Source organism: Pseudomonas sp. ICMP22404 (assembly GCF_006227205.1).
Lineage (GTDB): Bacteria > Pseudomonadota > Gammaproteobacteria > Pseudomonadales > Pseudomonadaceae > Aquipseudomonas.
In genome coordinates this window covers 41301-65486 of record NZ_VCNG01000002.1, presented here as the reverse complement: position 1 = coordinate 65486, position 24186 = coordinate 41301, and the positions used below count along the sequence as shown (strand labels likewise).

Annotated in this window: 23 protein-coding genes; 17 read left to right on the top strand and 6 right to left on the bottom strand. The window is 63.1% G+C overall.

The annotated features are described in order from the left end of the window. The first annotated feature begins 2 nt into the window (after positions 1 to 2). The 3 genes from FGE05_RS04040 to FGE05_RS04030 are packed head-to-tail and all read left to right on the top strand — an operon-like array spanning position 3 to position 4433. Positions 3 to 1610: a carboxyl transferase domain-containing protein gene (locus FGE05_RS04040; RefSeq protein WP_139641759.1), complete on the top strand. Its 1608-nt coding sequence runs from the start codon at positions 3 to 5 to the stop codon at positions 1608 to 1610. A 13-nt stretch (positions 1611 to 1623) separates the two neighbouring features. After that, the gene (locus FGE05_RS04035) at positions 1624 to 2487 is read left to right on the top strand and encodes a gamma-carboxygeranoyl-CoA hydratase (protein WP_139641757.1); all 864 of its coding nucleotides are present in this window, start codon (positions 1624 to 1626) and stop codon (positions 2485 to 2487) included. Next, positions 2484 to 4433 (top strand): acetyl/propionyl/methylcrotonyl-CoA carboxylase subunit alpha, encoded by a 1950-nt coding sequence (locus FGE05_RS04030; RefSeq protein ID WP_139641755.1) that lies wholly within the window; start codon positions 2484 to 2486, stop codon positions 4431 to 4433. Before FGE05_RS04035 ends, FGE05_RS04030 begins: the two co-directional genes overlap by 4 nt. 29 nt (positions 4434 to 4462) lie before the next feature. Here the strand turns inward: FGE05_RS04030 and FGE05_RS04025 are convergent, their stop codons facing one another. Next, complete coding sequence (locus FGE05_RS04025; RefSeq protein ID WP_139641753.1) at positions 4463 to 5110, bottom strand: LexA family transcriptional regulator; 648 nt, start codon at positions 5108 to 5110, stop codon at positions 4463 to 4465. Between the two features lie 128 nt (positions 5111 to 5238). On the opposite strand from FGE05_RS04025, the gene FGE05_RS04020 reads away from it, so the two are divergent. Beyond that, the gene (locus tag FGE05_RS04020; protein WP_139641751.1) at positions 5239 to 5577 is read left to right on the top strand and encodes a DUF6124 family protein; all 339 of its coding nucleotides are present in this window, start codon (positions 5239 to 5241) and stop codon (positions 5575 to 5577) included. Positions 5578 to 6061: 484 nt separating this feature from the next. Beyond that, positions 6062 to 7213, top strand: coding sequence for a carboxypeptidase family protein (locus FGE05_RS04015; protein WP_139641749.1), 1152 nt, complete (start codon positions 6062 to 6064; stop codon positions 7211 to 7213). Positions 7214 to 7296: 83 nt separating this feature from the next. Here the strand turns inward: FGE05_RS04015 and FGE05_RS04010 are convergent, their stop codons facing one another. Both FGE05_RS04010 and FGE05_RS04005 read right to left on the bottom strand, forming a co-directional pair. Then, on the bottom strand, positions 7297 to 7836 hold the full coding sequence (locus FGE05_RS04010; RefSeq protein WP_139641748.1) for a cytochrome b: 540 nt from the start codon (positions 7834 to 7836) through the stop codon (positions 7297 to 7299). Next, positions 7833 to 8927 (bottom strand): catalase family peroxidase, encoded by a 1095-nt coding sequence (locus FGE05_RS04005; RefSeq protein ID WP_139641745.1) that lies wholly within the window; start codon positions 8925 to 8927, stop codon positions 7833 to 7835. The genes FGE05_RS04010 and FGE05_RS04005 overlap by 4 nt, the downstream gene beginning before the upstream one ends. Positions 8928 to 9094: 167 nt before the next feature. Between FGE05_RS04005 and FGE05_RS04000 the strand changes: the two genes are divergently transcribed. Continuing rightward, positions 9095 to 9601: a sigma-70 family RNA polymerase sigma factor gene (locus FGE05_RS04000; RefSeq protein WP_139641743.1), complete on the top strand. Its 507-nt coding sequence runs from the start codon at positions 9095 to 9097 to the stop codon at positions 9599 to 9601. After that, positions 9598 to 10350 carry an anti-sigma factor gene (locus tag FGE05_RS03995; protein WP_139641741.1) on the top strand — a complete coding sequence of 251 codons (753 nt, stop codon included), beginning with the start codon at positions 9598 to 9600 and terminating at the stop codon, positions 10348 to 10350. Before FGE05_RS04000 ends, FGE05_RS03995 begins: the two co-directional genes overlap by 4 nt. A gap of 526 nt (positions 10351 to 10876) precedes the next feature. Here FGE05_RS03995 and FGE05_RS03990 read toward each other — a convergent pair. Next, the gene (locus FGE05_RS03990; RefSeq protein ID WP_139641739.1) at positions 10877 to 11713 is read right to left on the bottom strand and encodes an IclR family transcriptional regulator; all 837 of its coding nucleotides are present in this window, start codon (positions 11711 to 11713) and stop codon (positions 10877 to 10879) included. 251 nt (positions 11714 to 11964) lie between these two features. On the opposite strand from FGE05_RS03990, the gene FGE05_RS03985 reads away from it, so the two are divergent. The 8 genes from FGE05_RS03985 to FGE05_RS03945 all read left to right on the top strand — a co-directional run bounded on the left by FGE05_RS03985 (position 11965) and on the right by FGE05_RS03945 (position 20142). Next, the gene (locus FGE05_RS03985) at positions 11965 to 12990 is read left to right on the top strand and encodes an ABC transporter ATP-binding protein (protein ID WP_139641737.1); all 1026 of its coding nucleotides are present in this window, start codon (positions 11965 to 11967) and stop codon (positions 12988 to 12990) included. Further along, on the top strand, positions 12987 to 13856 hold the full coding sequence (locus FGE05_RS03980) for an ABC transporter permease (RefSeq protein WP_139641735.1): 870 nt from the start codon (positions 12987 to 12989) through the stop codon (positions 13854 to 13856). The genes FGE05_RS03985 and FGE05_RS03980 overlap by 4 nt, the downstream gene beginning before the upstream one ends. A gap of 6 nt (positions 13857 to 13862) precedes the next feature. After that, positions 13863 to 14657, top strand: coding sequence for an ABC transporter permease (locus FGE05_RS03975; RefSeq protein ID WP_024778323.1), 795 nt, complete (start codon positions 13863 to 13865; stop codon positions 14655 to 14657). Between the two features lie 7 nt (positions 14658 to 14664). After that, positions 14665 to 14955 (top strand): (2Fe-2S)-binding protein, encoded by a 291-nt coding sequence (locus FGE05_RS03970; protein ID WP_024778322.1) that lies wholly within the window; start codon positions 14665 to 14667, stop codon positions 14953 to 14955. A 226-nt stretch (positions 14956 to 15181) separates the two neighbouring features. Then, entirely contained in the window at positions 15182 to 16537 is a 1356-nt protein-coding gene (locus tag FGE05_RS03960) for an NAD(P)/FAD-dependent oxidoreductase (protein ID WP_139641731.1), read from the top strand. Beyond that, entirely contained in the window at positions 16534 to 17649 is a 1116-nt protein-coding gene (locus FGE05_RS03955) for an FAD-binding oxidoreductase (protein ID WP_139641729.1), read from the top strand. The genes FGE05_RS03960 and FGE05_RS03955 overlap by 4 nt, the downstream gene beginning before the upstream one ends. A 17-nt stretch (positions 17650 to 17666) precedes the next feature. Further along, the gene (locus tag FGE05_RS03950; protein WP_139641727.1) at positions 17667 to 18713 is read left to right on the top strand and encodes an ABC transporter substrate-binding protein; all 1047 of its coding nucleotides are present in this window, start codon (positions 17667 to 17669) and stop codon (positions 18711 to 18713) included. A 103-nt stretch (positions 18714 to 18816) separates the two neighbouring features. Further along, on the top strand, positions 18817 to 20142 hold the full coding sequence (locus FGE05_RS03945) for a leucine-rich repeat-containing protein kinase family protein (protein WP_139641725.1): 1326 nt from the start codon (positions 18817 to 18819) through the stop codon (positions 20140 to 20142). Positions 20143 to 20217: 75 nt separating this feature from the next. Here the strand turns inward: FGE05_RS03945 and FGE05_RS03940 are convergent, their stop codons facing one another. Then, entirely contained in the window at positions 20218 to 20922 is a 705-nt protein-coding gene (locus tag FGE05_RS03940; protein WP_047703746.1) for a YebC/PmpR family DNA-binding transcriptional regulator, read from the bottom strand. A gap of 218 nt (positions 20923 to 21140) precedes the next feature. On the opposite strand from FGE05_RS03940, the gene FGE05_RS03935 reads away from it, so the two are divergent. Both FGE05_RS03935 and FGE05_RS03930 read left to right on the top strand, forming a co-directional pair. Beyond that, on the top strand, positions 21141 to 22547 hold the full coding sequence (locus FGE05_RS03935) for a type VI secretion system Vgr family protein (protein WP_139641723.1): 1407 nt from the start codon (positions 21141 to 21143) through the stop codon (positions 22545 to 22547). A gap of 160 nt (positions 22548 to 22707) precedes the next feature. Next, a complete protein-coding gene (locus tag FGE05_RS03930; protein WP_139641721.1) occupies positions 22708 to 23256 on the top strand; it encodes a cytochrome b in 549 nt (182 codons plus the stop codon). 6 nt (positions 23257 to 23262) lie between these two features. On the opposite strand, the gene FGE05_RS03925 is transcribed toward FGE05_RS03930, so the two are convergent. Further along, on the bottom strand, positions 23263 to 24171 hold the full coding sequence (locus tag FGE05_RS03925) for a 1-aminocyclopropane-1-carboxylate deaminase/D-cysteine desulfhydrase (protein WP_139641718.1): 909 nt from the start codon (positions 24169 to 24171) through the stop codon (positions 23263 to 23265). Positions 24172 to 24186: the final 15 nt, after the last annotated feature.

Below are 24186 nucleotides of genomic sequence, written 5' to 3'. Positions count from 1 at the left end.
CCATGGCCACGCTGCACACCCAGCTCAACCCACGTTCGCCGGAGTTCATCGCCAACCGTGACGCCATGCTCGAACAGGTCGGCGCCTTGCGCACCCTACTCGCGCAAGTCCAGCAGGGCGGCGGACCCAAGGCCCAGGAGCGGCACACCTCACGGGGCAAGTTGCTGCCTCGGGAGCGCATCAACCGGTTGCTGGACCCCGGTTCGCCCTTCCTGGAAATCAGCCCGCTGGCGGCCTACGAGGTTTACGGCGAAGACGTCCCTGCCGCGGGGGTGATCGCCGGCATCGGTCGCGTGGAAGGCGTCGAATGCATGATTGTCGCCAACGACGCGACGGTCAAAGGAGGCTCCTATTATCCGCTGACCGTGAAGAAACACCTGCGCGCCCAGACCATCGCTCAACAGAATCGCTTGCCTTGCATTTATCTGGTGGATTCCGGCGGTGCCAACCTGCCGCGCCAGGACGAAGTGTTTCCGGACCGGGAGCACTTCGGCCGGATCTTCTTCAACCAGGCCAACATGAGCGCCCAAGGCATCCCGCAACTGGCGGTGGTCATGGGTTCGTGCACGGCCGGCGGGGCGTACGTTCCGGCAATGGCTGATGAAGCGATCATGGTCCGCGAACAGGCGACCATCTTCCTGGCCGGCCCACCGTTGGTCAAAGCCGCCACCGGCGAGGTGGTCAGCGCCGAGGACCTGGGCGGCGCCGATGTGCATTGCAAGATTTCCGGCGTGGCCGACCACTACGCCGACACCGACGAACATGCACTGGCCCTGGCCCGCCGCAGCGTCGCCAACCTCAACTGGCGCAAGCTTGGCGACGTGCAGCCACGCACCCCGATCGCCCCACTGTATGCGAGCGACGAGCTGTATGGGGTGGTGCCGGCCGATGCCAAGCAGCCTTTCGATGTCCGGGAGGTGATTGCGCGGCTGGTGGACGGTTCGGTGTTCGATGAGTTCAAGGCATTGTTCGGCACCACACTGGTGTGCGGCTTTGCCCATCTGCACGGCTACCCCGTCGCGATCCTGGCGAACAACGGCATCCTGTTCGCCGAAGCTGCGCAAAAGGGTGCGCACTTCATCGAACTGGCCTGCCAGCGAGGCATCCCGTTGTTGTTCCTGCAGAACATCACCGGCTTCATGGTCGGGCAGAAATACGAGGCCGGCGGCATCGCCAAGCATGGTGCGAAACTGGTCACCGCGGTGGCCTGCGCCCGGGTGCCGAAATTCACGGTCATCATTGGCGGCAGCTTCGGCGCAGGTAACTACGGTATGTGTGGACGGGCCTACGACCCGCGTTTCCTGTGGATGTGGCCGAATGCGCGGATTGGCGTGATGGGCGCCGAACAGGCCGCCGGTGTGCTGGTGCAGGTCAAGCGCGAACAGGCCGAACGCAGCGGCCATCCGTTCAGCGCCGCCCAGGAAGCCGAGATCAAACAACCGATTCTCGATCAGTACGAAGAACAGGGTCACCCCTACTATTCCAGCGCGAGACTGTGGGACGACGGCGTCATCGACCCGGCCCAGACCCGCGATATCGTGGGCCTGGCCTTGTCCGCGTCACTGAACGCACCTATTGAACCGAGCCGCTTCGGCGTGTTCCGGATGTAACCGGGGAATGCCCATGGAACACTTCAACACCCTCGAATTGCTGACCGATCCCCGCGGCGTTGCCACTCTGTGGTTGAGCCGCGAGTCGAAGAACAATGCGTTCAACGCCGAAATGATCCGCGAGCTGATCCTCGCGCTGGACCAGGTCAGCAGCGATCAAAGCGTGCGCTTCCTGCTGATCCGCGGACGTGGCAAGCACTTCAGCGCCGGCGCCGACCTGGCCTGGATGCAACAGTCGGCCGAGCTCGACTACCACACCAACCTCGACGACGCCCGGGAACTGGCGGAGCTGATGTACAACCTCGCCAAGTTGAAGATTCCGACGCTGGCAGTCGTCCAAGGCGCGGCCTTTGGCGGCGCGCTGGGGTTGATCAGTGCCTGCGACATGGCCATTGGTGCCGATGACGCGCAGTTCTGCCTGTCGGAAGTGCGCATCGGCCTGGCGCCGGCGGTGATCAGTCCGTTCGTGGTGCAGGCCATTGGCGAACGGGCAGCCCGGCGTTACGCCCTCACCGCTGAACGTTTCGGCGGACAACGTGCGAAAGAGATCGGTTTGCTGTCGGAAAGTTACCCACCCGAGACGCTGAACGATCAAGTCGCGCAGTGGATCGATAACCTGTTGCTCAACAGCCCGGCGGCCATGCGCGCCAGCAAGGAACTGCTGCGCGAAGTCGGCAACGGCGCCCTGACCCCGGCATTGCGACGTTACACCGAGAATGCCATCGCCCGCATCCGCGTCAGCCCGGAGGGGCAGGAAGGCCTGCGCGCCTTTCTGCAAAAGCGGCCGCCGAACTGGCAGGCCGAGTCGCCCCCTGCCCCTTCGAAACCTGCCCCTTCGAAACCTGCCCCATCGAAACATAAGGAGCCCCGTCGATGAGCGCCCCAGTCCTCACCACCGTGCTGGTGGCCAATCGCGGTGAAATCGCCTGCCGCGTGATGCGTACCGCCAAGGCCATGGGCCTGACCACGGTTGCGGTGCACAGCGCCACCGACCGCGACGCCCGCCACAGCCGCGAAGCCGACATCCGGGTCGACCTGGGCGGCAGCAAGGCGGCCGATAGCTACCTGCAAATCGACAAGTTGATCGCTGCCGCCCAGGCCAGTGGCGCCCAGGCTATCCACCCTGGCTACGGTTTTCTTTCGGAGAATGCCGGGTTCGCCCGGGCCATCGAAAACGCCGGGCTGATTTTCCTCGGCCCGCCCGCCTCGGCCATTGACGCCATGGGCAGCAAATCCGCGGCCAAGGCCTTGATGGAAACCGCCGGCGTGCCCCTCGTGCCCGGTTACCATGGCGAAGCCCAGGATCTGGAGACGTTCCGCGCCGCCGCCGAGCGCATCGGTTATCCGGTGCTGCTCAAGGCCACCGCCGGGGGCGGCGGCAAGGGCATGAAAGTCGTCGAGGACGTCAGCCAACTGGCCGAAGCCCTGGCCTCGGCGCAGCGCGAGGCGCAATCGTCGTTCGGCGACTCGCGGATGCTGGTGGAAAAATACCTGCTCAAGCCACGTCACGTTGAGATTCAGGTGTTCGCCGACCAGCATGGCCATTGCCTGTACCTCAACGAGCGCGATTGTTCGATTCAGCGTCGTCACCAGAAAGTCGTGGAAGAAGCGCCAGCCCCAGGCCTGACCCCGGAACTGCGACGGGCAATGGGCGAGGCTGCCGTGCGCGCAGCCCAGGCGATTGGCTATGTCGGCGCCGGCACGGTGGAGTTCCTGCTGGATTCGCGGGGCGAGTTTTTCTTCATGGAAATGAACACCCGGTTGCAGGTCGAGCACCCGGTCACCGAAGCGATCACCGGGCTTGACCTGGTGGCCTGGCAGATTCGCGTTGCCCAGGGCGAGCCGCTGCCGATCACCCAGGAACAGGTCCCACTGTCCGGCCACGCCATCGAAGTACGGCTGTATGCCGAAGACCCGGCCAACGACTTCCTGCCGGCCACCGGGCGCCTGGCGCTGTATCGCGAATCGGCCGAAGGACCGGGGCGACGGGTCGACAGCGGCGTCGAAGAAGGCGATGAGATCTCGCCCTTCTACGACCCGATGCTCGGCAAGCTGATTGCCTGGGGCGAGGATCGTGAACAGGCGCGGTTGCGGCTGTTGAGCATGCTCGACGAGTTTGCCATCGGCGGTTTGAAAACCAACATCGGCTTCCTGCGTCGCATCATTGCCCACCCGGCCTTCGCCGCAGCTGAGCTGGACACCGGTTTTATCCCACGCTACCAGGCGCAGTTACTGCCAGCACCTGGTGAACTGGATGACGACTTCTGGTCCACAGCCGCCCAGGCTTTCGCCTTGGGTCTGACACCACGGATACGCCCCGACGACGCCGCTTCCCCCTGGTCCGATATCACCGGCCTGCGTTTGGGACTGCCAGGGGAAACCACGTTGCATTTGAGCTGTGAAGATCAGGATCGGGCGATGACGCTGGACGTCCAGGGCATAATCGCCGAGCTACGCGGCGAGCATCTGGTGGTCGGCCACAACGGCCTGCGTCGAAGCCACCGGGCCATCCGCCAGGGCGACAGCCTGTATCTGCAATGGCAAGGCGATCTGCGTCGCGTCGAGCTGTACGACCCGCTGGCCGCCGCCGAAGCCAGCCACAGCCACGAGGGCGGCCTGACCGCTCCCATGAATGGCAGCATCGTGCGGGTGCTGGTGAGCCCCGGCCAGGCAGTAGAGGCTGGCGCGCAACTGGTGGTCCTGGAAGCGATGAAAATGGAACACAGCATTCGTGCGCCCAAGGCCGGAGTGATCAAGGCACTGTATTGCCAGGAAGGGGAAATGGTCAGCGAGGGCAGCGCACTGGTGGCATTCGAGGAGTAGGTATCGGCCCCGTCCAAGGGCCGATCCGATTAGAACCTGATGGTGGCCTGTACGACCACACCGATGATGCGGCATTGCTCGGTGTACAGGCTTTTCGGGTAAGTCGGGTTGAGCGGGACCAGGTACTGCTGCCCGCTCTCCTCGATCAATTTACGGAAGGTTGCGTCGCTGCTGCCCGGCAACTGGGCAACCACCAGCTTGCCGGGCACCGCCTCGATGGCCGGGTCCACCAGGATCGACATGCCCTCGGGAATGCTCAACCCGGTCGGTGCGGTCATCGCATCGCCCATCACCACCAGCCAGAAGGCATCGCCTTGGGCGTGGTAATCCGTCAACTCATAACGCGCCTGGCTGTAGTGCTCAGGATCGACCTCGCGAACTTCGCCGACGTCGTGCCAATCACTCACCGGGTAGCGGAAGTACGGGTTGTACTTCTGCGCCAGGGTCATGCCCTCTTCGGTAGACGTATCCGGCTCGCGGATCACCATCGCCACTTCGAGGAACTCCATCCCCAATTCCTGCAGGACCCGGTTCATGTCTTCGACACTGGGTTGCCGGCGCTTGGTCAGCCAATGGCCGACACCGCCTTGTGACATGCCCAGACGCTCTGCGAGCACCACTTGCGTGACGCGCAGCTCCTTCATTTTGGCCTTGACCAACTCTATCCATTTATCCATGAGCGGCACGATACGTGGATGACTCCGACCATCAAAACACATATTGTAGTATTTAAATTGTCGTCACAATTACGATGCGTACTATTCTGGATTGAGGATTTCAGCCCACTACGGAGAACCTCGACACCATGGATACCTTCAATAAAGACGAGCCCAACAGCCCTTTCCACACCCCGTTCCCCTCGCTACAGGATTGCCCGGCCGCCCAACGGGCCCTGGACTATTACTTGAAACCGGGTGTTTCGGATGAACAGGAACACCGCTTCTTCGACGTGAACCGTAATATCAAGGGCGAAGAAGCTCTTGTCCATGCGTGCGATCTGCTGCGCTGTGCGGCAGCCACCGCCCACGAGTCCGCCAACCGGTTACAAGGTTCGAACCGTGACCTGGCATTTTCGGTGGTGCACATGATTGATCTGGCCAAGGTCATGCTGGACCGGTCCCTGGACGGCTACCCGGCTCGATAAGCAGCGGGGTCAGCGAGAACGGAGCCGCGGATACCGGCGTCAGGAAATATTTTCCAATGTGCGCAATAAAAACATTTGACTTGCAAATGATAATGATTATTATTGCATCAACTGATCGCGAGATCGGTCGATAGTCCAGAAGGCCTTAGGTCGGACTTCTGGAGTATCTCCTCATCAGGCTAATCACGGTTTTTGACCCGGCTCTTTGCCGGGTCTTTTTTTGCCGATTTTCCGGCTTATGGCTGCAGGCGAATAAAGTCCCTGACCGGGGTTACTGATTCCACGACGGTGATGATTTTCCATTTTTCAAAGCCCCGCCAGACCGGCCAAAACTATCGACAGGCAGCACTTGAGAATCAGGTGCGGACTCTCTAAGCTGCTTCTGCGTCCAGGGAGGACGCCCCCTGTTTTATGACGCAAATCGTCCCGATCTACCCTTCCTTGCGTGTAAAGTAACGGTCATGGAAATCCTCTCAAAGGAATCGTGACCGTGGCTAAATCGTCTTTTGATATCAGTGCCAATTTCGACAGCGGCAATATCCAGGTCGTGGACATCAGCAACCCGTTGCAATCTCTGCTGAAAATCCGTCCCGACACCCGCAGCGCCCACTTCCAGTGGTTCCACTTCAAGGCCAGTGGCCTGCACGTTGGCCAGGAACATTCCTTCCGCCTGCTCAACGCCAGTCAATCGACCTACAGCAAAGGATGGCCGGGTTACCAGGCCGTTGCTTCCTACGATCACGTCAACTGGTTCCGTGTACCCACCCAGTTCGAAGGCGACTCCCTGCGTTTTTACCTGGAAGCCGAACAGCCCCACGCCTGGTTTGCCTACTTTGAGCCCTACAGCCGTGGCCGTCATGACTGGCTGATCGAGCAGGCACAGCACAAGGCCGGAGCCGATCTGCTGGCCACCGGTAAAAGTGTCGAGGGACGTGATATCCAGTTGCTGCGTAAAGGCAGCGGTGCCGAAGGCCGGCGCAAGGTCTGGATCATCGCCCAGCAGCACCCCGGCGAGCACATGGCCGAATGGTTCATAGAGGGCGTGATCGAACGCCTGCAGGATCAGGACGACGCCCAACTGAACCGGTTGCTGGCCAAGGCCGATCTCTATCTGGTGCCGAACATGAACCCGGACGGTGCGTTCCATGGGCATCTGCGTACCAACGCCATGGGCCAGGACCTCAACCGTGCCTGGCAGGACGCCAGCCCGGAAATCAGCCCCGAGGTATTCTTCGTACAGCAGCAAATGGAAAAGTATGGCGTCGATCTGTTCCTCGACATCCACGGTGACGAGACCATCCCCCACGTCTTCACCGCCGGCAGCGAAGGCAACCCCGGCTACACGTCCCGCATTGCCAAGCTCGAAGAGCGCTTTCGCAGCCACCTCAAGCACCAGACCAAGGACTTCCAGACCACCCATGGCTACACCCGCGACGAACCGGGCCAGGCGAACATGACCTTGGCCTGCAACGCGGTCGGCCAGAAATACGACTGCCTCTCCCTGACCCTCGAAATGCCGTTCAAGGACCACGACGACCACCCGAACCCGCACACCGGCTGGTCCGGCAAGCGCTCGATGCAACTGGGCAAGGATGTGTTGAGCACTGTGGCGGATATGGTTGATGAGCTGCGCTGACGTCGTCTGATCCATTCAACCTGTGACGAGGGGATAAATCCCCTCGCCACAGGTTTTTCTTCGCCCATGACGCTATCGAGCACTCACGCTCGATCACGCCCGCGCAACATGCTGTCCAACACCTCATCCCGCCGCACCCAGCCGTGAAACAGCGCCGCCGCCAGATGCACCAGCACGGTCAGGAACAGCAGGTAGGCCAAGTACCCGTGGGCCTTGCGCAACCATGCGAACGTCTGGGCATTCGCCGGCAGAATCGAGGGCAGTTGCAGCGAGCTGCTGAGCATCACCGGGTCCCCCGCCGCAGAAATCATGCCCCAGCCCAACAGTGGCAAGATCAACATCAAGGCGTACAACAGGACATGGGAGGCCTTCGCCGCCAGCACCTGCCAGCCCGGCAGATCCCTCGGTAATGCCGGTGGGCGCGTGGTAAAGCGCACCGCCAGGCGCACGATCACCAGTAGCAGAATTGCGATGCCCAGAGGCTTGTGCAACCGGAGCAGCCACTCATGACGCTCGGACACCGAGGCCACCATGCCCGCGCCAATGAACAACATGGCGATGATCATCAACGCCATCAACCAGTGGAGCAACCGGGCCAAGGGTGCGAAGTGACGGGGGCTCATGGGCGGGACTCCTGGGTGGCGGGCAGCTGGCTCACTTCGCTGGTACGCCGCAGATAGGAACTGGCATACGCGGCGGAACGCGCGGCCAGCAGCGGGTCTTCGGAACCTTCGATACCGCTGGGCAGGATCAGCGGGTCATAGTTGATGTCACGGCACTCGCCGTTGTCCTGCGCCTGGGTACTCTCCAGCACCAGCGTGCCGGCATTGAGCACCTTGCGATCCGTGGGCCAAGGCTTGCTGGCGTCATTCACCGGATCGCCAGGATTGGCCAGGGTGATGTCCAACCGCCAACGCAACGGCCCGGCGGCGAGACGCTTGGTCAGGTCCTGCTCCAGGTAGTCAGCGCCCTGAGCGGGTGGCGCATCCGCCGCGTCGGCGGTCAGCGGGACCACGCCCCAGCGCACCGCCTGACGTTGCCCGGCCGGATTGACCAGGTAAAACGCATTGATGCCGTTGTAGGTTTCGGTGGCATAGCTGGCCGACGGCTTGGCAGTCTTGATCCACTGCAGGAACGGCACGGCTTCCGGGTGAGCGGCAAAGAACGCCGGCACTGCCGTCGGGTTCGGCTTCCCCGTGGCGGGATCCGGTGACTGGGCCTGTTGAAACTGATAGAACGCCTCAGGCGTGCCCACCGGGAACACCGGCATGCTGTTCATGCCGGTACGCCATTGCTGGCCGTTGGCCTGGGTGAAACGCAACGCCAGGCTGCGGATCGGTACACTGCCGTCCGGTGCATAAGGGTTGCCGCTGGGCAAGGCGAAACGTCCAACAACCGGCGTCCGGGCGTCCATGAACACCTGGGCGCTGGAATAGGCTCGCGCCTCGCCGCTGCTTTCGAAATAACCGGCGACACAGACACCCTTCGAGTGATTGCGCCGGAAGCCCGGATGAACCCCATTGTTCTTTTCCAGCACGTTGACCAGTGCCTTGGGTGTCAGGCGCTGTGGGTCAAGGGTGCCATTGACGTAGGCAAACACCCCGGCCAATGCGGCAACAATCACCGCAATGCCACCCAGGCGCAGGGTCAGGCTGGCGGCACTCAACGGCGGCCGATCCGATGCGGGGTCAGGTGAAGAGGAAGGATCAACCATGACGAAGCTCCAAGGCTCAAGGCCATTTGAGGAAAGGACCCGTCAGACGAAGGCTCGATGGTTTTATTCCCATACCGCGTATTTATTTTTCCTACGCTGGAATAATCTCGTTTGGGGATCGTCTTTCCAGTCTCACCCAGCGACGGCTCACCGGACGCCAAACGCCCATGAACGAAATCGATGACCAGTTGCGCATGCTCATCCCCCGACTACGGCGGTTTGCCGTGTCGCTGACGCGCAACCCCAGCAATGCCGACGACCTGGTGCAGACGTGCCTGGAGCGGGCTTTGTCAAAATGGAACGACAAGCGTCCAGACGGCGATCTGCGAGCCTGGCTGTTTTCCATCCTGTATCGGCAGTTTCTCGATGCCCACCGCCGTTCCCGACGCTACGCCCGCATGCTGGAGTTTTTCACCGGCCGCGACGATACGCATCCCTCGGCCGAGCGCAGCGTGATCGCCCAGTCGTCGCTCCAGGCCTTCGACCAACTCACCACCGAGCAGCGCGCGCTGTTGCTGTGGGTGTCGGTGGAAGGCTTGAGCTACCAGCAAGTCGCCGACATCCTCGGCGTGCCGACCGGCACCGTGATGTCGCGCCTGTCCCGCGCCCGCCAAGCCTTGCGCCAACTCAGCGAAGGCGAAATCACCCGCCCCACCCTGCGGATACTCAAATGATCAGCATGCCCCCCAGCGACAGCGACCTGCACGCCTACGTCGATCGCCAATTGAGCGAGGCCGACCAGCGCCTGATGGACACCTACCTCGGCAGCCACCCCGACGTCGCCGCTCGGGTCCGGGCCTGGCAACAGGACGCGCTACGCTTGCGCACTGCCTTGAGTGGAGCCTTGCAACAACCGGCCAATCCGGCCCTCGACCCGACGTCGATTCGCCAACGGCTCAGACATCGCTCACGCCGACACCTGGCCAGCGCCGCGATACTGTTGCTGGCCGTCAGCGTGGGTGGCTTCGGTGGCTGGCAGGCTCGTCAAATGACCCTACTCAGCGCCGCCCAACCCATGGCTGACGCCTTGCAGGCCTATCGGCTGTTTGCCCAGCAAGGCATCCTCCCGGCCGATTACCAGACCGGTGACGAAAGCAGCATGCAAGGCTGGCTCGACCGTTACTTCAGCGACGCCAATCGCCTGCCGGATCTTTCCGGCGCGGGCTTCAAGCCGGTCAGCGGCCGCTTGCTCAGCACCGAGCAAGGCGCGGCGGCGATGATCGTCTACCAGGACGAAAGCGGTCAGAAGATCAGCTTCTACGTGCGCCCACCAGGGCCGAGGAATTTCCTGCTGCCCCGTGGCAGCCGGCGCGACGGCGAGTTGCAGGCCGAATACTGGTCCGGGCCGGGGTACAACTATGCGGTGGTGATTCCCAGTGACACGCCGTCGGCCCAAAAACTCAAGCAGACCCTGGACTTCTGACCCCCGCCGCCATCCCCTGCGGGAGCGAGCCTGCTCGCGATGGCGGACTGACATCTGACATCAATGTTGACTGAGCCGTCGTCTTCGCGAGCAAGCCCGCTCCCACACTGGAGCTGCGGATGGCCGCAGCATCGGGGTCCGACGCCGTACCTGTGAGAGCCGGGCTTGCCCGCGATGGCGGCGACGCATTCAACAGGGGTGCAGACTGATCCACCGCTATCGCGAGCAGGCTCGCTCCCACACTGGAGCTGCGGATGGCCGCAGCATCAGGGTCCGACGCCGTACCTGTGGGAGCCGGGCTTGCCTGCGATGGCGGCGGCGCATTCAACAGGGGGGCAGACTGATCCACCGCTATCGCGAGCAGGCTCGCTCCCACACTGGAGCTGCAGATGGCCGCAGCATCAGGGTCCGACGCCGTACCTGTGGGAGCCGGGCTTGCCCGCGATGGCGGCGGCGCATTCAACAGGGGGGCAGACTGATCCACCGCTATCGCGAGCAGGCTCGCTCCCACAAAGGACTCCGGACTTCACCCTTGCCCAAACACCTGCGAAGGCCGGCGCAGCAGCGGGTCGAATGGGTTGATCCGAGGGCCGATCAACGCCGCCTCGCGCTTGAGCATTTCCACCACCGTCGGCAGACGATCCGGTCCCAGGCGGTCGCTGATGGTCGCCACACTTAAGGCCGCCACGGCACGGCCGCCGCGATCCAGGATCGGCACCGCCACCCCCGCCATCCCCTGCAACACGCCGGTGTTGCGTCCGGCGTAGCCCAGGCTGCGCACGCTCTCCACTTCCGAGCGCAGGAAGACTTCGTCGTACAGATGAAAGTCCTTGAGCCGCGGCAGGTTGTAGTGAATCACCGTGTCGCGCTCCTCCTCCGGCAGGAACGCCAGAATCGCCAGGCTGCCCTGGCCCACGCCCAACGCCACCCGACCGCCGATATCACCGGTAAAGGTGCGGATCGGGAATGGCCCTTCACTGCGGTCCAGACAGATCGCATCGAAACCGCTGCGCGCCAGCAGGAACAACGAATCCCCCAGGGACGCCGACAGCCGCAGCATGGCCGGTCGCGCCAGTTCACGCAGGTTGCCGGTGTTCCCGGCACGGGCGGCCAGGGCAAAAAAATCCAGGCTCAGGCGGTAGCGTTTGCTGCGCCCATCCTGCTCGACCATGCCCTCGTCCATCAGGCTGCGCAGCAGGCGATGAGTGGTCGGCTGGGACAGGCCGATGCGCTGGGCCAGTTGCGTTACCCGCTCCCCGCCTTCGGCGGTGTCACCCAGGCTGCGCAACACGGCGAACAACCTGGAGACGGCGCCAACCCCGACTTCGCTTTTTTCAATATTCCGATCAGTGGAATTATTCATTCATTTCTTTACTCATCAATTCACTGATCGAATGAAACTGAAAATAGTCATCGCCTCAGTGAAATAGGCCATTGAGCCCATCCTATTCTTCGTCCTACTCTGCGTCCATACAGGGGCGATTCGAACAACAACGGCAGCCGATCCAGGTCGAGCGCCAACGCACCGAGTGTCCTGCATCACCCCTTCGTATCTGCCCTTACAAAAAAGCACGCCTCACGGCGACGCATAACAATCTCAGGTGGAGCGCAGTCATGGCTTTCGTGCAACTTGAAAACTTGAGTAAACGCTACGGCGACATCGACGCCGTGGTTGCCACCGACCTCGCGGTAGAAAAAGGCGAATTCGTCTCGCTGCTCGGCCCTTCCGGTTGCGGCAAGACCACCACCTTGCAAATGATCGCCGGCTTCGTCGACGTCAGCGGCGGACGCATCCTGCTGGACGGCCGCGACATCACCCACGCCAAACCCGCCAGCCGGGGCCTGGGCGTTGTGTTTCAGAGTTATGCGCTGTTCCCCCACATGACCGTCCGGGACAACGTCGCCTTCGGCCTGCGCATGCGCAAGGTGCCGGGCAGCGAACTCCAACAACGGGTGGACCGGGTGCTGAAGCTGGTGCGCCTGGACCGGCATGCCGAGCGCTACCCCCGGGAACTCTCGGGCGGCCAGCGTCAGCGCGTGGCGCTGGCCCGGGCACTGGTGATCGAACCGCCAGTGCTGTTGCTCGACGAACCGCTGTCCAACCTCGACGCCAACCTGCGCGAAGAGATGCAATTCGAAATCCGCCGCATCCAGCGGGAAGTCGGCATCACCACATTGATGGTCACTCACGACCAGTCCGAAGCGCTGTCCATCAGTGACCGCGTCGTGGTGATGCAAGCCGGGCGCATCACCCAGATCGATACGCCCTACACCCTTTACGAACACCCGCGCACCACCTTCATCTCCGGCTTCGTTGGCAAGGCCAACCTGCTGCCCGGCGAACGTGATAGCGCTGGCGTCGTTCAAGCCTGTCAGCCAGGCCAGGGCGAACTGACCCTGAGCCTGCGCCCGGAAAAGATCGACCTGTGCGCCGCTGGCGCGGGCCGCCTGCAAGGCACGATCGCCAGCCGTTTCTTCCTCGGCAGCCAATGGTTGTATGGGGTCTCGACCAGCCTGGGTGAGCTTTGCGTGGTGCGCCGAAATGACGGCGCTGCGCCGATGAGCGAAGGCACGGCAGTGGGCCTGGACTGGGATCCGGCACTGCTGCGGGTGCTGAGTGACGATGAGGTGCCGGCATGAAGCTGCTGGACGCAATGCGCCGGGGCCGGCAAGGCTATCTGATGTCCGCACCGGCCCTGGCCCTGTACCTGGGGTTACTGGTGATTCCCCTGGGGCTGACGCTGGTGCTGTCGTTCAACGTTTTCGACTACGGGTCGGGCATCGACAGCCACGCGTACACCCTCGATCACTACATCAGCCTGCTGGGCGATTCGTACTTCTACGAGATCTTTTGGCGCACCTTCTGGATCAGTGCCCTGACCACGCTGTTGTGCGTGCTGATCGGCGTGCCCGAAGCGTATGTGCTCAGCCGCATGGGCGCGCCATGGCGCTCGATTTTCCTGATCCTGATCCTCACTCCGTTGCTGATCTCGGTGGTGGTCCGGGCCTTCGGCTGGAGCCTGCTGTTGGGCGCCGACGGGTTGGTCAACCAGACGTTGCAAGCGTTCGGTGGCGCGCCGATGAAGTTGCTCTATACGCCATTTGCCGTGGTCATTGCCCTGGTCCACGTGATGCTGCCGTTCATGATCATTCCGGTCTGGACCTCACTGCAGAAACTCGACCCGGCCGCAGAACAGGCTGCGTTGTCCCTGGGGGCCAGCCAATTCACGGTGATCCGCAAGGTGGTGCTGCCGCAGATCATGCCCGGCGTGCTGTCCGGCACCCTGATTGTGTTCGGCCTGGCCGCCAGCTCCTTCGCCATTCCCGGCCTGCTCGGCGGACGCCGCTTGAAGATGGTCGCCACGCTGATCTACGACCAGTACCTGTCGGAACTCAACTGGCCCATGGGCGCGGCCATCGCCGTTGCACTGTTGCTGCTCAACCTGCTGATCATGCTGTCGTGGAACCGCATGATCGAAGGCCGCTACAAGAAGTCATTGGGGTAACTCATCATGTCCAGGAACGGTCCTTTCGCCCTGTTGTTTCACGCCTTGGTCGTGGTGTTCATGCTGGCGCCGCTGGTGGTGGTCTGTCTCGTCGCCTTCACCCCGGAAAACACCCTGAGCCTGCCGACCACGGAATTCTCCCTGCGCTGGTTCCGCGCCGTGTTCGAGCGCGCGGATTTCGTCGATGCGTTCTACAACAGCCTGGCCCTGGCGTTCTGTGCGGCCTCGCTGGCGACGTTGATCGCGGTACCGGCAGCGCTGGCAATCACCCGCCTCGAATTTCCCGGCCGGGATTTTTTCAACGGCCTGTTCCTGTCGCCGATCATCATCCCGCACCTGGTGCTGGGTGTGGCGCTGCTGCGGTTGTTTGCCCTGATGGGGGTCAACGGCAATTTCACCTGGCTGATCTTCGCCCACGTGCTGGTCATCACGCCCTATGTATTGCGCCTGGTGCTGGCGTCGGCCATCGGCCTGGATCGCAGTGCCGAACAGGCCGCGCAATCCCTGGGTGCCGGGCGCTTCACGCTGTTCCGGCAGATCACCTTGCCGATGATCCTGCCGGGGGTGGCCGGGGGCTGGTTGCTGGCGTTCATCAACAGTTTCGATGAAGTCACGCTGTCGATCTTTGTCACGTCACCGGCGACGCAAACCCTGCCGGTGCGCATGTATGTGTACGCCACCGAATCCATCGACCCGATGATGGCGGCGGTGTCGGCACTGGTCATTGCGCTCACCGCACTGACCATGATTCTGCTCGACCGGGTCTATGGCCTGGATCGGGTTCTGGTGGGCAAACAATGAGGGCACCATGGCGCTGCTGAAACGACTGGCCGAAGGCGACCGCCCGGCCCTGGACTTTACCCTCGATGGCCAGCCGGCTACCGGTCTGTTGGGCGATACGCTGCTGACCGCCGTGCTGACCTGCGGCGAACACCTGCGCGGCAGCGATTTCAGCGCCGAACCCCGGGCGGGATTCTGCCTGATGGGCGCCTGCCAGGACTGCTGGGTCCGCCTCGGCGACGGCCGCCGCGTCCGCGCCTGCGCCACCCTGCTCGAAGCCGGCCAGCAAATCACCCGCGAACCGGGACGCCAGGTATGAACAGCTCATTTATTCCCTGTGGGAGCGGGCTTGCTCGCGAAAGCGATCCCCCTGCCACCATCGTTGCTGAGTGGACCACCGCTATCGCGAGCAGGCTCGCTCCCACAGGGGTTCTGCGACGGTCACAAAATCAGCGTTCCGCACCGCTCCACTGTGGGAGCGAGCCTGCTCGCGATAGCGCCTTCGACAGCGCCACATGTCCCCCGATCTTGTCGATGAGGCAATCATGAAAACAATCGCCATCATCGGCGCCGGCCCCGCCGGAATCCGTGCTGCCCAGACCCTGGTCGCCCACGGCGTGTACCCTGTCCTGCTGGATGAAGCCTTGCGCGGTGGCGGGCAGATCTATCGGCGGCAACCGGCCAATTTCAGGCGCTCGCCTGTCAAGCTGTATGGCTTCGAAGCGCACAAGGCCCGCTCGATCCACCAGACCATCGATGAGTTGCGCGACCAGCTCGACTATCGTCCCGACACCCTGGTGTGGAACGCCGAAGCCGGCCTGCTCGACACCCTGCACGAGGGGCGCGCCGCCCGGCTGGAATACTCGAAGCTGATCGTCGCCACCGGCGCCACCGACCGAATCCTGCCCGTACCGGGCTGGACGTTGCCGGGGGTGTACAGCCTCGGCGCCGCGCAGATCGCCCTGAAATTCCAGGGCTGCGCCATCGGTGAGCGCGTGGTGTTCGCCGGCAGCGGCCCGTTGCTTTATCTGGTGGCCTATCAATACGCCAAGGCCGGCGCCAATGTGGTCGCCGTGCTCGACAGCTCCCCCTTGGGCGCCCAGGCCCGCGCCCTGCCCGGCCTGCTGGCGCAACCGACCACGCTCGCCAAGGGCCTCTACTACCGGGGCTGGCTGACCGCCCATGGCATCGCCGTTCATCAAGGCGCGAGTCTGTCGCGCATTGACGGTGAACGCCGGGTTCAGTCGTTGAAATGGCACAACGCAAAAGACGAGCAAACCCTCGACTGCGACGCGGTGGCCTTCGCCCACGGCTTACGTAGCGAAACCCAACTGGCCGACCTGTTGGGCTGCGAATTCACCTGGAATGCCCTCAACCGCGCCTGGCTACCCCAGCGCGACAGCGCCGGCCGCAGCAGCGTGGCCGGTGTCTACCTCGCGGGGGACGGCGCGGGGATCATGGGCGCCGACGCCGCCGAAAAAGCCGGCGAACGCGCCGCCCTGGCCTTGCTCGAGGACAGCGGTTATCGAGTCGATCCGCAGCGTTGCACCCAGCTGGAAAAAGAACTCGAACGCATCGGCCATTTCCGCCAAGGCCTGGAACGTGCCTTTGCCTTCCCGCAAAGCTGGGCCGCCGACGCGGCTGACGAACTGATGATTTGCCGTTGCGAAGAAGTCAGCGCCGGCGACATCCGTCGGGTGATCGGCGAAGGCCATTGGGAAATCAACCGGGTCAAGGCCCATTGCCGCGTCGGCATGGGGCGTTGCCAGGGAAGAATGTGCGCCGTCGCGGCGGCGGAAATCATTGCCAGCGAAAGTGGACGGCCCATTTGCGGCATCGGTCGCTTGCGGGCCCAGGCGCCAGTCAAACCCGTACCGTTTGGCCTGGAGGTCGAGCCATGATCGAAGTCGACGTGGTGATTATCGGCGGTGGCATCGTCGGTTCGTCGGCCGCGCTGTTCCTGAGCAAGGCCGGGCGTCGGGTGGCTTTGCTGGAACGGGACTTCTGCGGCTCGCACTCAAGCGGAGTGAACTATGGCGGTGTACGACGCCAGGGGCGGCCCTTGTCTCAACTGCCCCTGTCGCAACGGGCCCACGAAATCTGGAGCCAGTTGCCCCAGTTGATCGGCATTGATGGTGAATACCAGCGCAGCGGCCACCTGAAACTGGCCCGCAGCGCCGAGGACATGCGTGCGTTGCAAGAATACGCCGCCAGCAGTCAGGGCTTTGGCCTCGATTTGCAGCTGCTGGATCGCCAGGCGCTGCACGCGCGCTTTCCCTGGGTGGGTGCGGTGGCTGTCGGCGCCTCGCTTTGCCCGGACGACGGTCACGCCAATCCACGACTGGTGTCCCCGGCCTTTGCCCAAGCCGCCCGCCGCCATGGCGCCCAGGTTCACGAACAGTGTCCAGTCAGCCTGGTGGAGCACGACGGCCAGCGCTTTACCGTGCGAACCGAAACCGGCCTGACGCTCCGCGCGCCCTGGCTGCTGAACTGCGCCGGCGCCTGGGCCAGCCATTTCGCCACACAGTTCGACGAAACCGTGCCCATGTATGCCGGACACCCGGCGATGCTGGTCACCGAGCCCTTGCCCTTGGTGATGGATGCCAGTACTGGCGTGGAAGGCGGCGGGATTTACGCGCGCCAGGTTGCGCGCGGCAACTGCGTACTGGGCGGCGGCCAGGGGTTTGCCCTGGACGACGCTCGCGCCCGGCCCGGCCAGAATGCCGTGATCGAGATCTTGCGCCAGGCGGTCGAGCTCTACCCGTTCCTTGAGGGCGCCCAGGCGATTCGCACCTGGAGTGGCACCGAAGGTTACCTGCCCGATCGCCAGCCGGTGATCGGGCACAGCAGCACCCAACCCGGCCTGTTGCATGCGTTCGGCTTTGCCGGAGCGGGCTTCCAGATCGGCCCGGCGGTGGGCCAGGCGCTCACCGAAATCATCTGTTGCGGCGAATCGAAAACGCCGCTGGATGCGTTTTCCATCACCCGGTTTCACTCCATCTCCGTTTCTTGATAGAGGAAGGTCGCGCCATGAATAACGTCAAACGCACTGCACTGCTGGGCTTTTCCTGCTTGAGCACACTGCTCGCCGTCGGCCAGGCACACGCCGAGCCAACGCTTTACCTGGGCATGAACGGCGGCACCATGGAGCGGCTCTATGCCGACAAGGTCTTGCCGGCCTTCGAGAAAGCCAACAACGTCAAAGTGGTGATCGTGCCCGGGACCTCGGCGGACATCCTGGCGAAAGTGCAGGCCAGCAAAGACAACCCACAGATGCACGTCATGTTCCTGGATGACGGCATCATGTATCGCGCCATTTCCATGGGGCTCTGCGACAAACTCGAAGACAGCCCGACCCTGGCGCAAATCCCCGCCAAGGGCCGTATCAAGGATCAAGCCGTGGCCGTCAGCCTGGGTGTGACAGGGCTCGCCTACAACACCCGCCTGTTCAAGGAAAAAGGTTGGAGCGCACCGACCTCCTGGATGGACATGGCCGACCCACGCTTCAAGGACAAACTGGTGTTCCAGTCCGTGGCCTCGTCCACCTTCGGCCTGCACGGTTTCCTGATGTTCAACCGGATCCAGGGTGGTAACGAGACCAACGTCGAACCGGGCTTCAAGGCCTGGCCGAACACCGTGGGACGCAACGTGCTGGAATACATTCCCAGCTCGGCGAAGATCTCCGAAATGCTGCAGACCGACGAAGCGGCGCTGTTCCCGCTGACGCCAACCCAAGTGACCGCGCTGAAACTCAAAGGCATGCCCGTGGAATACGCGCAGCCGAAGGAAGGCGCGGTGGTGCTCAACGTCGCCGAATGCGCCATCGCCCACAACACCCAACCCGAGCTGGCGCAAAAACTCGCCGCCTTCCTGCTCGCGCCCGAAGCCCAGGCCATTGCCCTGGAAGAAGGCGACCAGATCCCGTCCAACCCCAACACCCCCACCACCGACAAGACCCGCGGCCAGGTGGAAGCCATGAAGCAATACCTGGAAACAGCGATTGCAGTGGACTGGGACCAGGTCAATGAACAGCGTCCGGCGTGGAACGCGCGTTGGAGCCGCAGTATCGAGCGCTAGCCGAACTGGCTTTTGTGGCGAGGGGGATTTATCCCCTCGCCACAAGGGTTTTGTAACAAACTAGGTGGCATCGGACTTCTCTTGATCAATGGTGCCCCCTCCCATGACCACCCTCGCCCAACTCCGCGCCGGCCAACTGTCAGGCATTACCCGGTTGGACCTGGCCTGCGGCCTGACGCAGTTTCCCCGGGAAATCTTCGACCTGGCGGACTCCCTGGAGATCCTCAATCTCAGCGGCAACCAATTGGAGAGCCTGCCCGACGACTTGCATCGGCTGACCCGACTGCGGGTGCTGTTCTGCTCGGACAATCGCTTCACTGAGCTGCCCGAATGCCTGGGCCGTTGTGCTGCGTTGACCATGGTCGGTTTCAAGGCCAACCGCATCGAACGTGTACCCGCCGCGGCCCTCCCGCCGCTGCTGCGCTGGCTGATCCTGACGGACAATCGCATCAGCCAATTGCCGGATGAACTGGGACAGCGCCCACACCTGCAAAAACTGATGCTGGCCGGCAACCGTTTGCAGCAATTGCCCGCCAGCCTGGCCCAGTGTCACCGACTTGAGCTGCTGCGTATCGCCGCCAATCAATTGGTCGATCTGCCGCAATGGTTATTGGGACTGCCCCGCCTCAGTTGGCTCGCCTACGCCGGTAACCCACTGGAAACCCAAGCCGACGACGCCGCGCTGCACAGCACGACACCCATCGACTGGACGCAACTGAGCCTGCAACAACAGTTGGGCGAAGGCGCCTCGGGGGTGATCCATCAGGCGCTATGGCAACCGGCCGGCCAACCGGCGCGAAACGTCGCGGTGAAGATGTACAAGGGCGAGATGACCAGCGACGGCTCTCCCCTGCATGAGATGCATGCCTGCATCACCGCGGGCCGGCACCCTAACCTGATTGAAGTGTTGGGCCAGGTCGCCGGACATCCCGAAGAACAGGCCGGGCTGGTCATGACGCTGATCGAGCCCAGCTATCGAAACCTGGCCGGGCTGCCGAGCCTGGCCTCCTGCACCCGCGATGTGTATACCGACACGTTGCGCTTGAGCGCCACCGCAGCCTTGCGTATCGCCCGGGGCATCGCCTCGGTGGCGGCACACCTGCACTGCCAGGGCATCACCCACGGGGATTTGTACGGGCACAACATCCTTTACAACGACCAGGGCGAATGCCTGCTGGGGGATTTTGGCGCGGCGTCTTTCCACGCCACCGCAGACACCCCGCAAACCCGCGCACTGCAGCGCATCGAAGTGCGGGCCTTCGGGATTCTGCTCGGTGAATTGCTGGCGCGGATCGAGCCGGGGAGCGATGACGTGCAGCTTGCAACGCTACAGGCGTTGAAGGCACATTGCTGCCAGCCAGACGTGCTGGCGCGGCCGGGGTTCGAGGAGATCGAGCGGGTATTGGCCGGCTGCTTGACCACCGGCTGATCGAACGCAGCTTGTCTTTGTGGCAAGGGGATTTATCCCCTCGCCACAAAGACATTCGCTCTTCAGGGAATCCCTTTAACCCGCCAACCCGACAAACATATCCTGCACGTCATCGTGGTTGTCGAGTCCTTCAAGGAACGCTTCGACCTCGGCCATCTGCTCGTCGGTCAGGCCGCTGACCGGGTTCTTCGGCTGGTAGCCCAGCTTGGCGGACAACACCGTAAAGCCCTGGGCCGGCAGCGCTTTCTGCACGGCATCGAGGTCGGCGGCATCGGTGATGAACAGCGTGGCACCCTCTTCGCCCGGTTCGAAATCCTGGGCACCGGCCTCGATGGCGGCCATTTCCGGATCGGCGTCAGGGCTGTCCGGGGCGGCCTCGATCATGCCGACATGGTTGAAGTCCCAGGCCACCGAACCCGAAGCGCCCAGCTGGCCCTTGCGGAACGCGACGCGGATTTCAGCCACGGTACGATTGATGTTGTCGGTCACGCATTCCACGATCAGCGGCACCTGGTGTGGCGCAAACCCTTCGTAGGTCACACGGTGGTACTGCACCGTTTCGCCGAGTTGGCCCGAGCCTTTCTTGATCGCACGCTCCAGGGTCTCGCGGGGCATCGAGGCCTTCTTCGCCTGCTCGACCACCAGCCGCAGGTGTGCATTGGTCGCCACATCGGCACCGTTGCGCGCGGCAATGGTGATTTCCTTCACCAGCTTGCCGAAGATCTTGCCCTTGGCGTTGGCAGCCGCCTCTTTGTGTTTAACCTTCCACTGTGCGCCCATCACTCACTCTCTTGTCTGACGCGCCAAGACATCTGCCGGCCGGCGCTGTGGCGCAAGTTTATACGGCCTAAACCGGCTGATCGACCAAAAAATGCGCCCCGACGAATCGACATTTTCACAACGTGCTGTAGGCCGTTTCCGAAATAGCGATTCGGGAGCACCCTTTCGCCCCGCGGTTTCGTACCCTCGCGGCTTCTTCTCTTCAAGTAAGCACCGCGATGCGCAACGACACGGAAAGCCCCTTCAGCCTGACACTCACGCAAAGCGACTTGCGCCTGCAAGTGCTGCGGTTCAGCGGTAGGGAGGCCCTCAACCAGCCGTACCGCTTCGACCTCGAACTGATCGGCCTCGCGCCGCCCATCAATCCCGACACGCTGCTGGGGCAACCGGCGTTCCTGCGCCTGGACGGCGAATCCGGTGTACATGGCATCGTCCACAGCGTCAGCCTGAGCGCCCATGCACCGCACCGTATCGGCTATCGCCTGACGCTGGTTCCCCATCTCCAGCGCCTGGAACATGGCCCGAGGCGACGGGTTTTCCATCAGCTCAGCGTCGTACAAGTACTGCAACGGCTGCTGGACGACAACGCGCTGCCCGCTCACAGCTACCGTTTCGAACTGCCCCACGGCCAGTACCCATCCCGTCCGTTCTGTATCCAGTACGAGGAAAGCGACCTGGAGCTGCTGCAACGGCTATGTGAGCAAGAAGGCATTCACTACCACTTCGAACACTCCCCATCCGGCCATGTCCTGGTGTTTGCCGAAGATCCCAAGAGCTTCCCGACACCGGCGGTCGAGCTGACACTGCGTACGCAAGCCGATGAACAACCGGCACTCGAGCGGCTGTATCAGCGTCACCACCCGACGACGCCTGCCCTGCCCGCCCGCTTCGCCGAGCGGGCAATGACACCCGCCGAAACCAGCGCAGCGAATCATGGGTTAAACGGCACCGATCACGAGGCGATGCGGAGCAACCCCGCGTTGGCTCATGCTTATCAGATCGGGCGCCGGAACCTGGAGCGCCTGCGCTGCCGGCAACGGGAAATCCACGGCCACAGCACTCAACCGGCCCTGCGCAGCGGCCATATCGTGCAGATCGGCGAGCACCCGGTATCGACGTTCAACGATCAATGGCTGGTCATCGAGGTCCAGCATCGCGGGCGCCAGTTTTCGATCCTGGAAGCAAGTCAGCCGTCCGTGTCGTCGGCCAGGGACTATCGCAACAAATTCTCGGCCATCCCCTGGTCCACCGTGTTCAGGCCCGCCCTCAAGCACCCCAGGCCGAGCATTCCCGGCTACCACGTGGCGCACGTGCTCGGCCCCGCCGGGCAGCCGGCGGTAGCCGATGAGCGCGGTCAGGTCCGTGTCAGCTTGTGGAGCCCGGATGACGAAGGCATTCCCTTGCCCATGTCGCGGTTGAGCCGCCATGACAGCCCGCGCCTGATGGCCGGCAGTGAAGTGCTGGTCAGTTTTCTCGACGGCGACCCCGACCGGCCGGTGCTGTGCCCGGGCGGTATCGATAGCGGTGGCGGGCGCGTCATGGCGCCGTCAAAACCGGCGCCGGGCAATACCGACGTCAGGCTGCTGTTCGACTGGCTTCTGAACCCTCCCGACACAACGCCCTGACGTCGCACCGAATACCGTGATGGGCGGCCCGGCGGCCGGAAACCGGGGCCGTACGGACAAAACCTGATCTGACTCATGCAAACCCAGCGAAACGGGCTTAAAGTAACACCACAACGCCGCTCGAGACGGCGCTTTACCCTGATGTCTGGAGAGACCCCGCATGCCCTGGAAGAATTCCGAAAACCGCTACAGTACCGTCACGGTGACCTTGCACTGGTTGATGCTGGTGCTGCTGGCTGTGGTTTATGCCTGCATTGAGTTTCGCGGGATCTTCCCCAAGGGCAGCGGCGGTCGAACCTTGATCAAGGAAGCGCATTTCATGCTCGGCCTGACGGTGTTCCTGCTGGTCTGGCTGCGCCTGTTCGCCCGCAGCGTGGGCAAGGCACCGGCCATCTTTCCGGCTTCACCTGTCTGGCAGACCGTCCTTGCACGCCTGATGCACTGGGCGCTGTACCTGTTCATGATTGCCATGCCGCTGCTGGGCTGGCTGATCACCAGCGCTGAAGGGCATCAAGTGATGTTCTACGGTTTCGATCTGCCGCTGTTGATCGATCAGGACAAGGACTTCGCCAAACGGCTGGAAGGCTGGCACGTACTGGGCGGCACCATCGGCTACTGGTTGATCGGCCTGCACGCCCTGGCGGGGCTCTATCACCACTACATCGTGCGCGACAACACGCTGCTGCGAATGATGCCAAAGCGCGGCTGACAGCGCTCACTCCCACCCCCGGCGGCCTTGCAAGCCGCCGGTGTGAACGAAGATCAAGCGCGTGCCTTGGGCAAACCGGCCTGCTTCTACTTGCGACTTGAGCATCATCAGCGCCTTGCCGGTATAGAGCGGCTCCAGTTCGATTGCGCCAGTGGCATCGATGAAGGCGCTCAGTGATGCATCGACCCGGGCGAAGCCGCCACGGCTGCCGTCGAGCAGCTCATAACGTGGATCGACAATGCCCGCCTCGCGCACAATGCCTTCGACCTGCTGCGCCACGCCGTGGTCCTCAGGCACCGCGAGCACACCATGGACCGGGTGCGCACCCGCTTCGGCCAACACCAGCCCCGCCAGCGATGTGCCGGTGCCGCACGCCAGCCACCAGCCGTGATAACCCGTCCACCCCAATGCCGCCAGTTGTTCACGGGCACTGCTCACCCAGGCCTTGCAGCCCTGCGCGCCCGGCCAGCCTGAACCGCCCTCGGGCACCGGGTGCAGATGGGGGTAGCGCGCCTGCCAAGGCTCCCAGAAATCCGCGGCATGCCGTTCCCGATAGCCGCCGTACCCCAACCAGTGCAGATCCATGCCGAATGCTTGCAGATCGAGCACCGTCGGCGTTTCCCGGGGCTGACCACGCAGCAGGCCGACCGTTGGAAAACCAAAGCGTTTGCCAGCGGCAGCCAGCGCGTGCAGGTGGTTGGAATAGGCACCGCCCAGGCTCATGATCCCCTCGGCGCCGGCCTCGTGTGCGGCGCGCACATGGTGAACCAGCTTGAACCACTTGTTGCCGCTGATCAGGGGATCGATCCGGTCCAGGCGCAACGCCGCCACTTCGACACCGGCGCGGGTGAGCCAATCCAGATGCAGGAGTTCGAGTTTAGGGTTGGGGTGCCAATCAAGGGCAGGAAGAAGCATTGCGAGCAGGCCCGA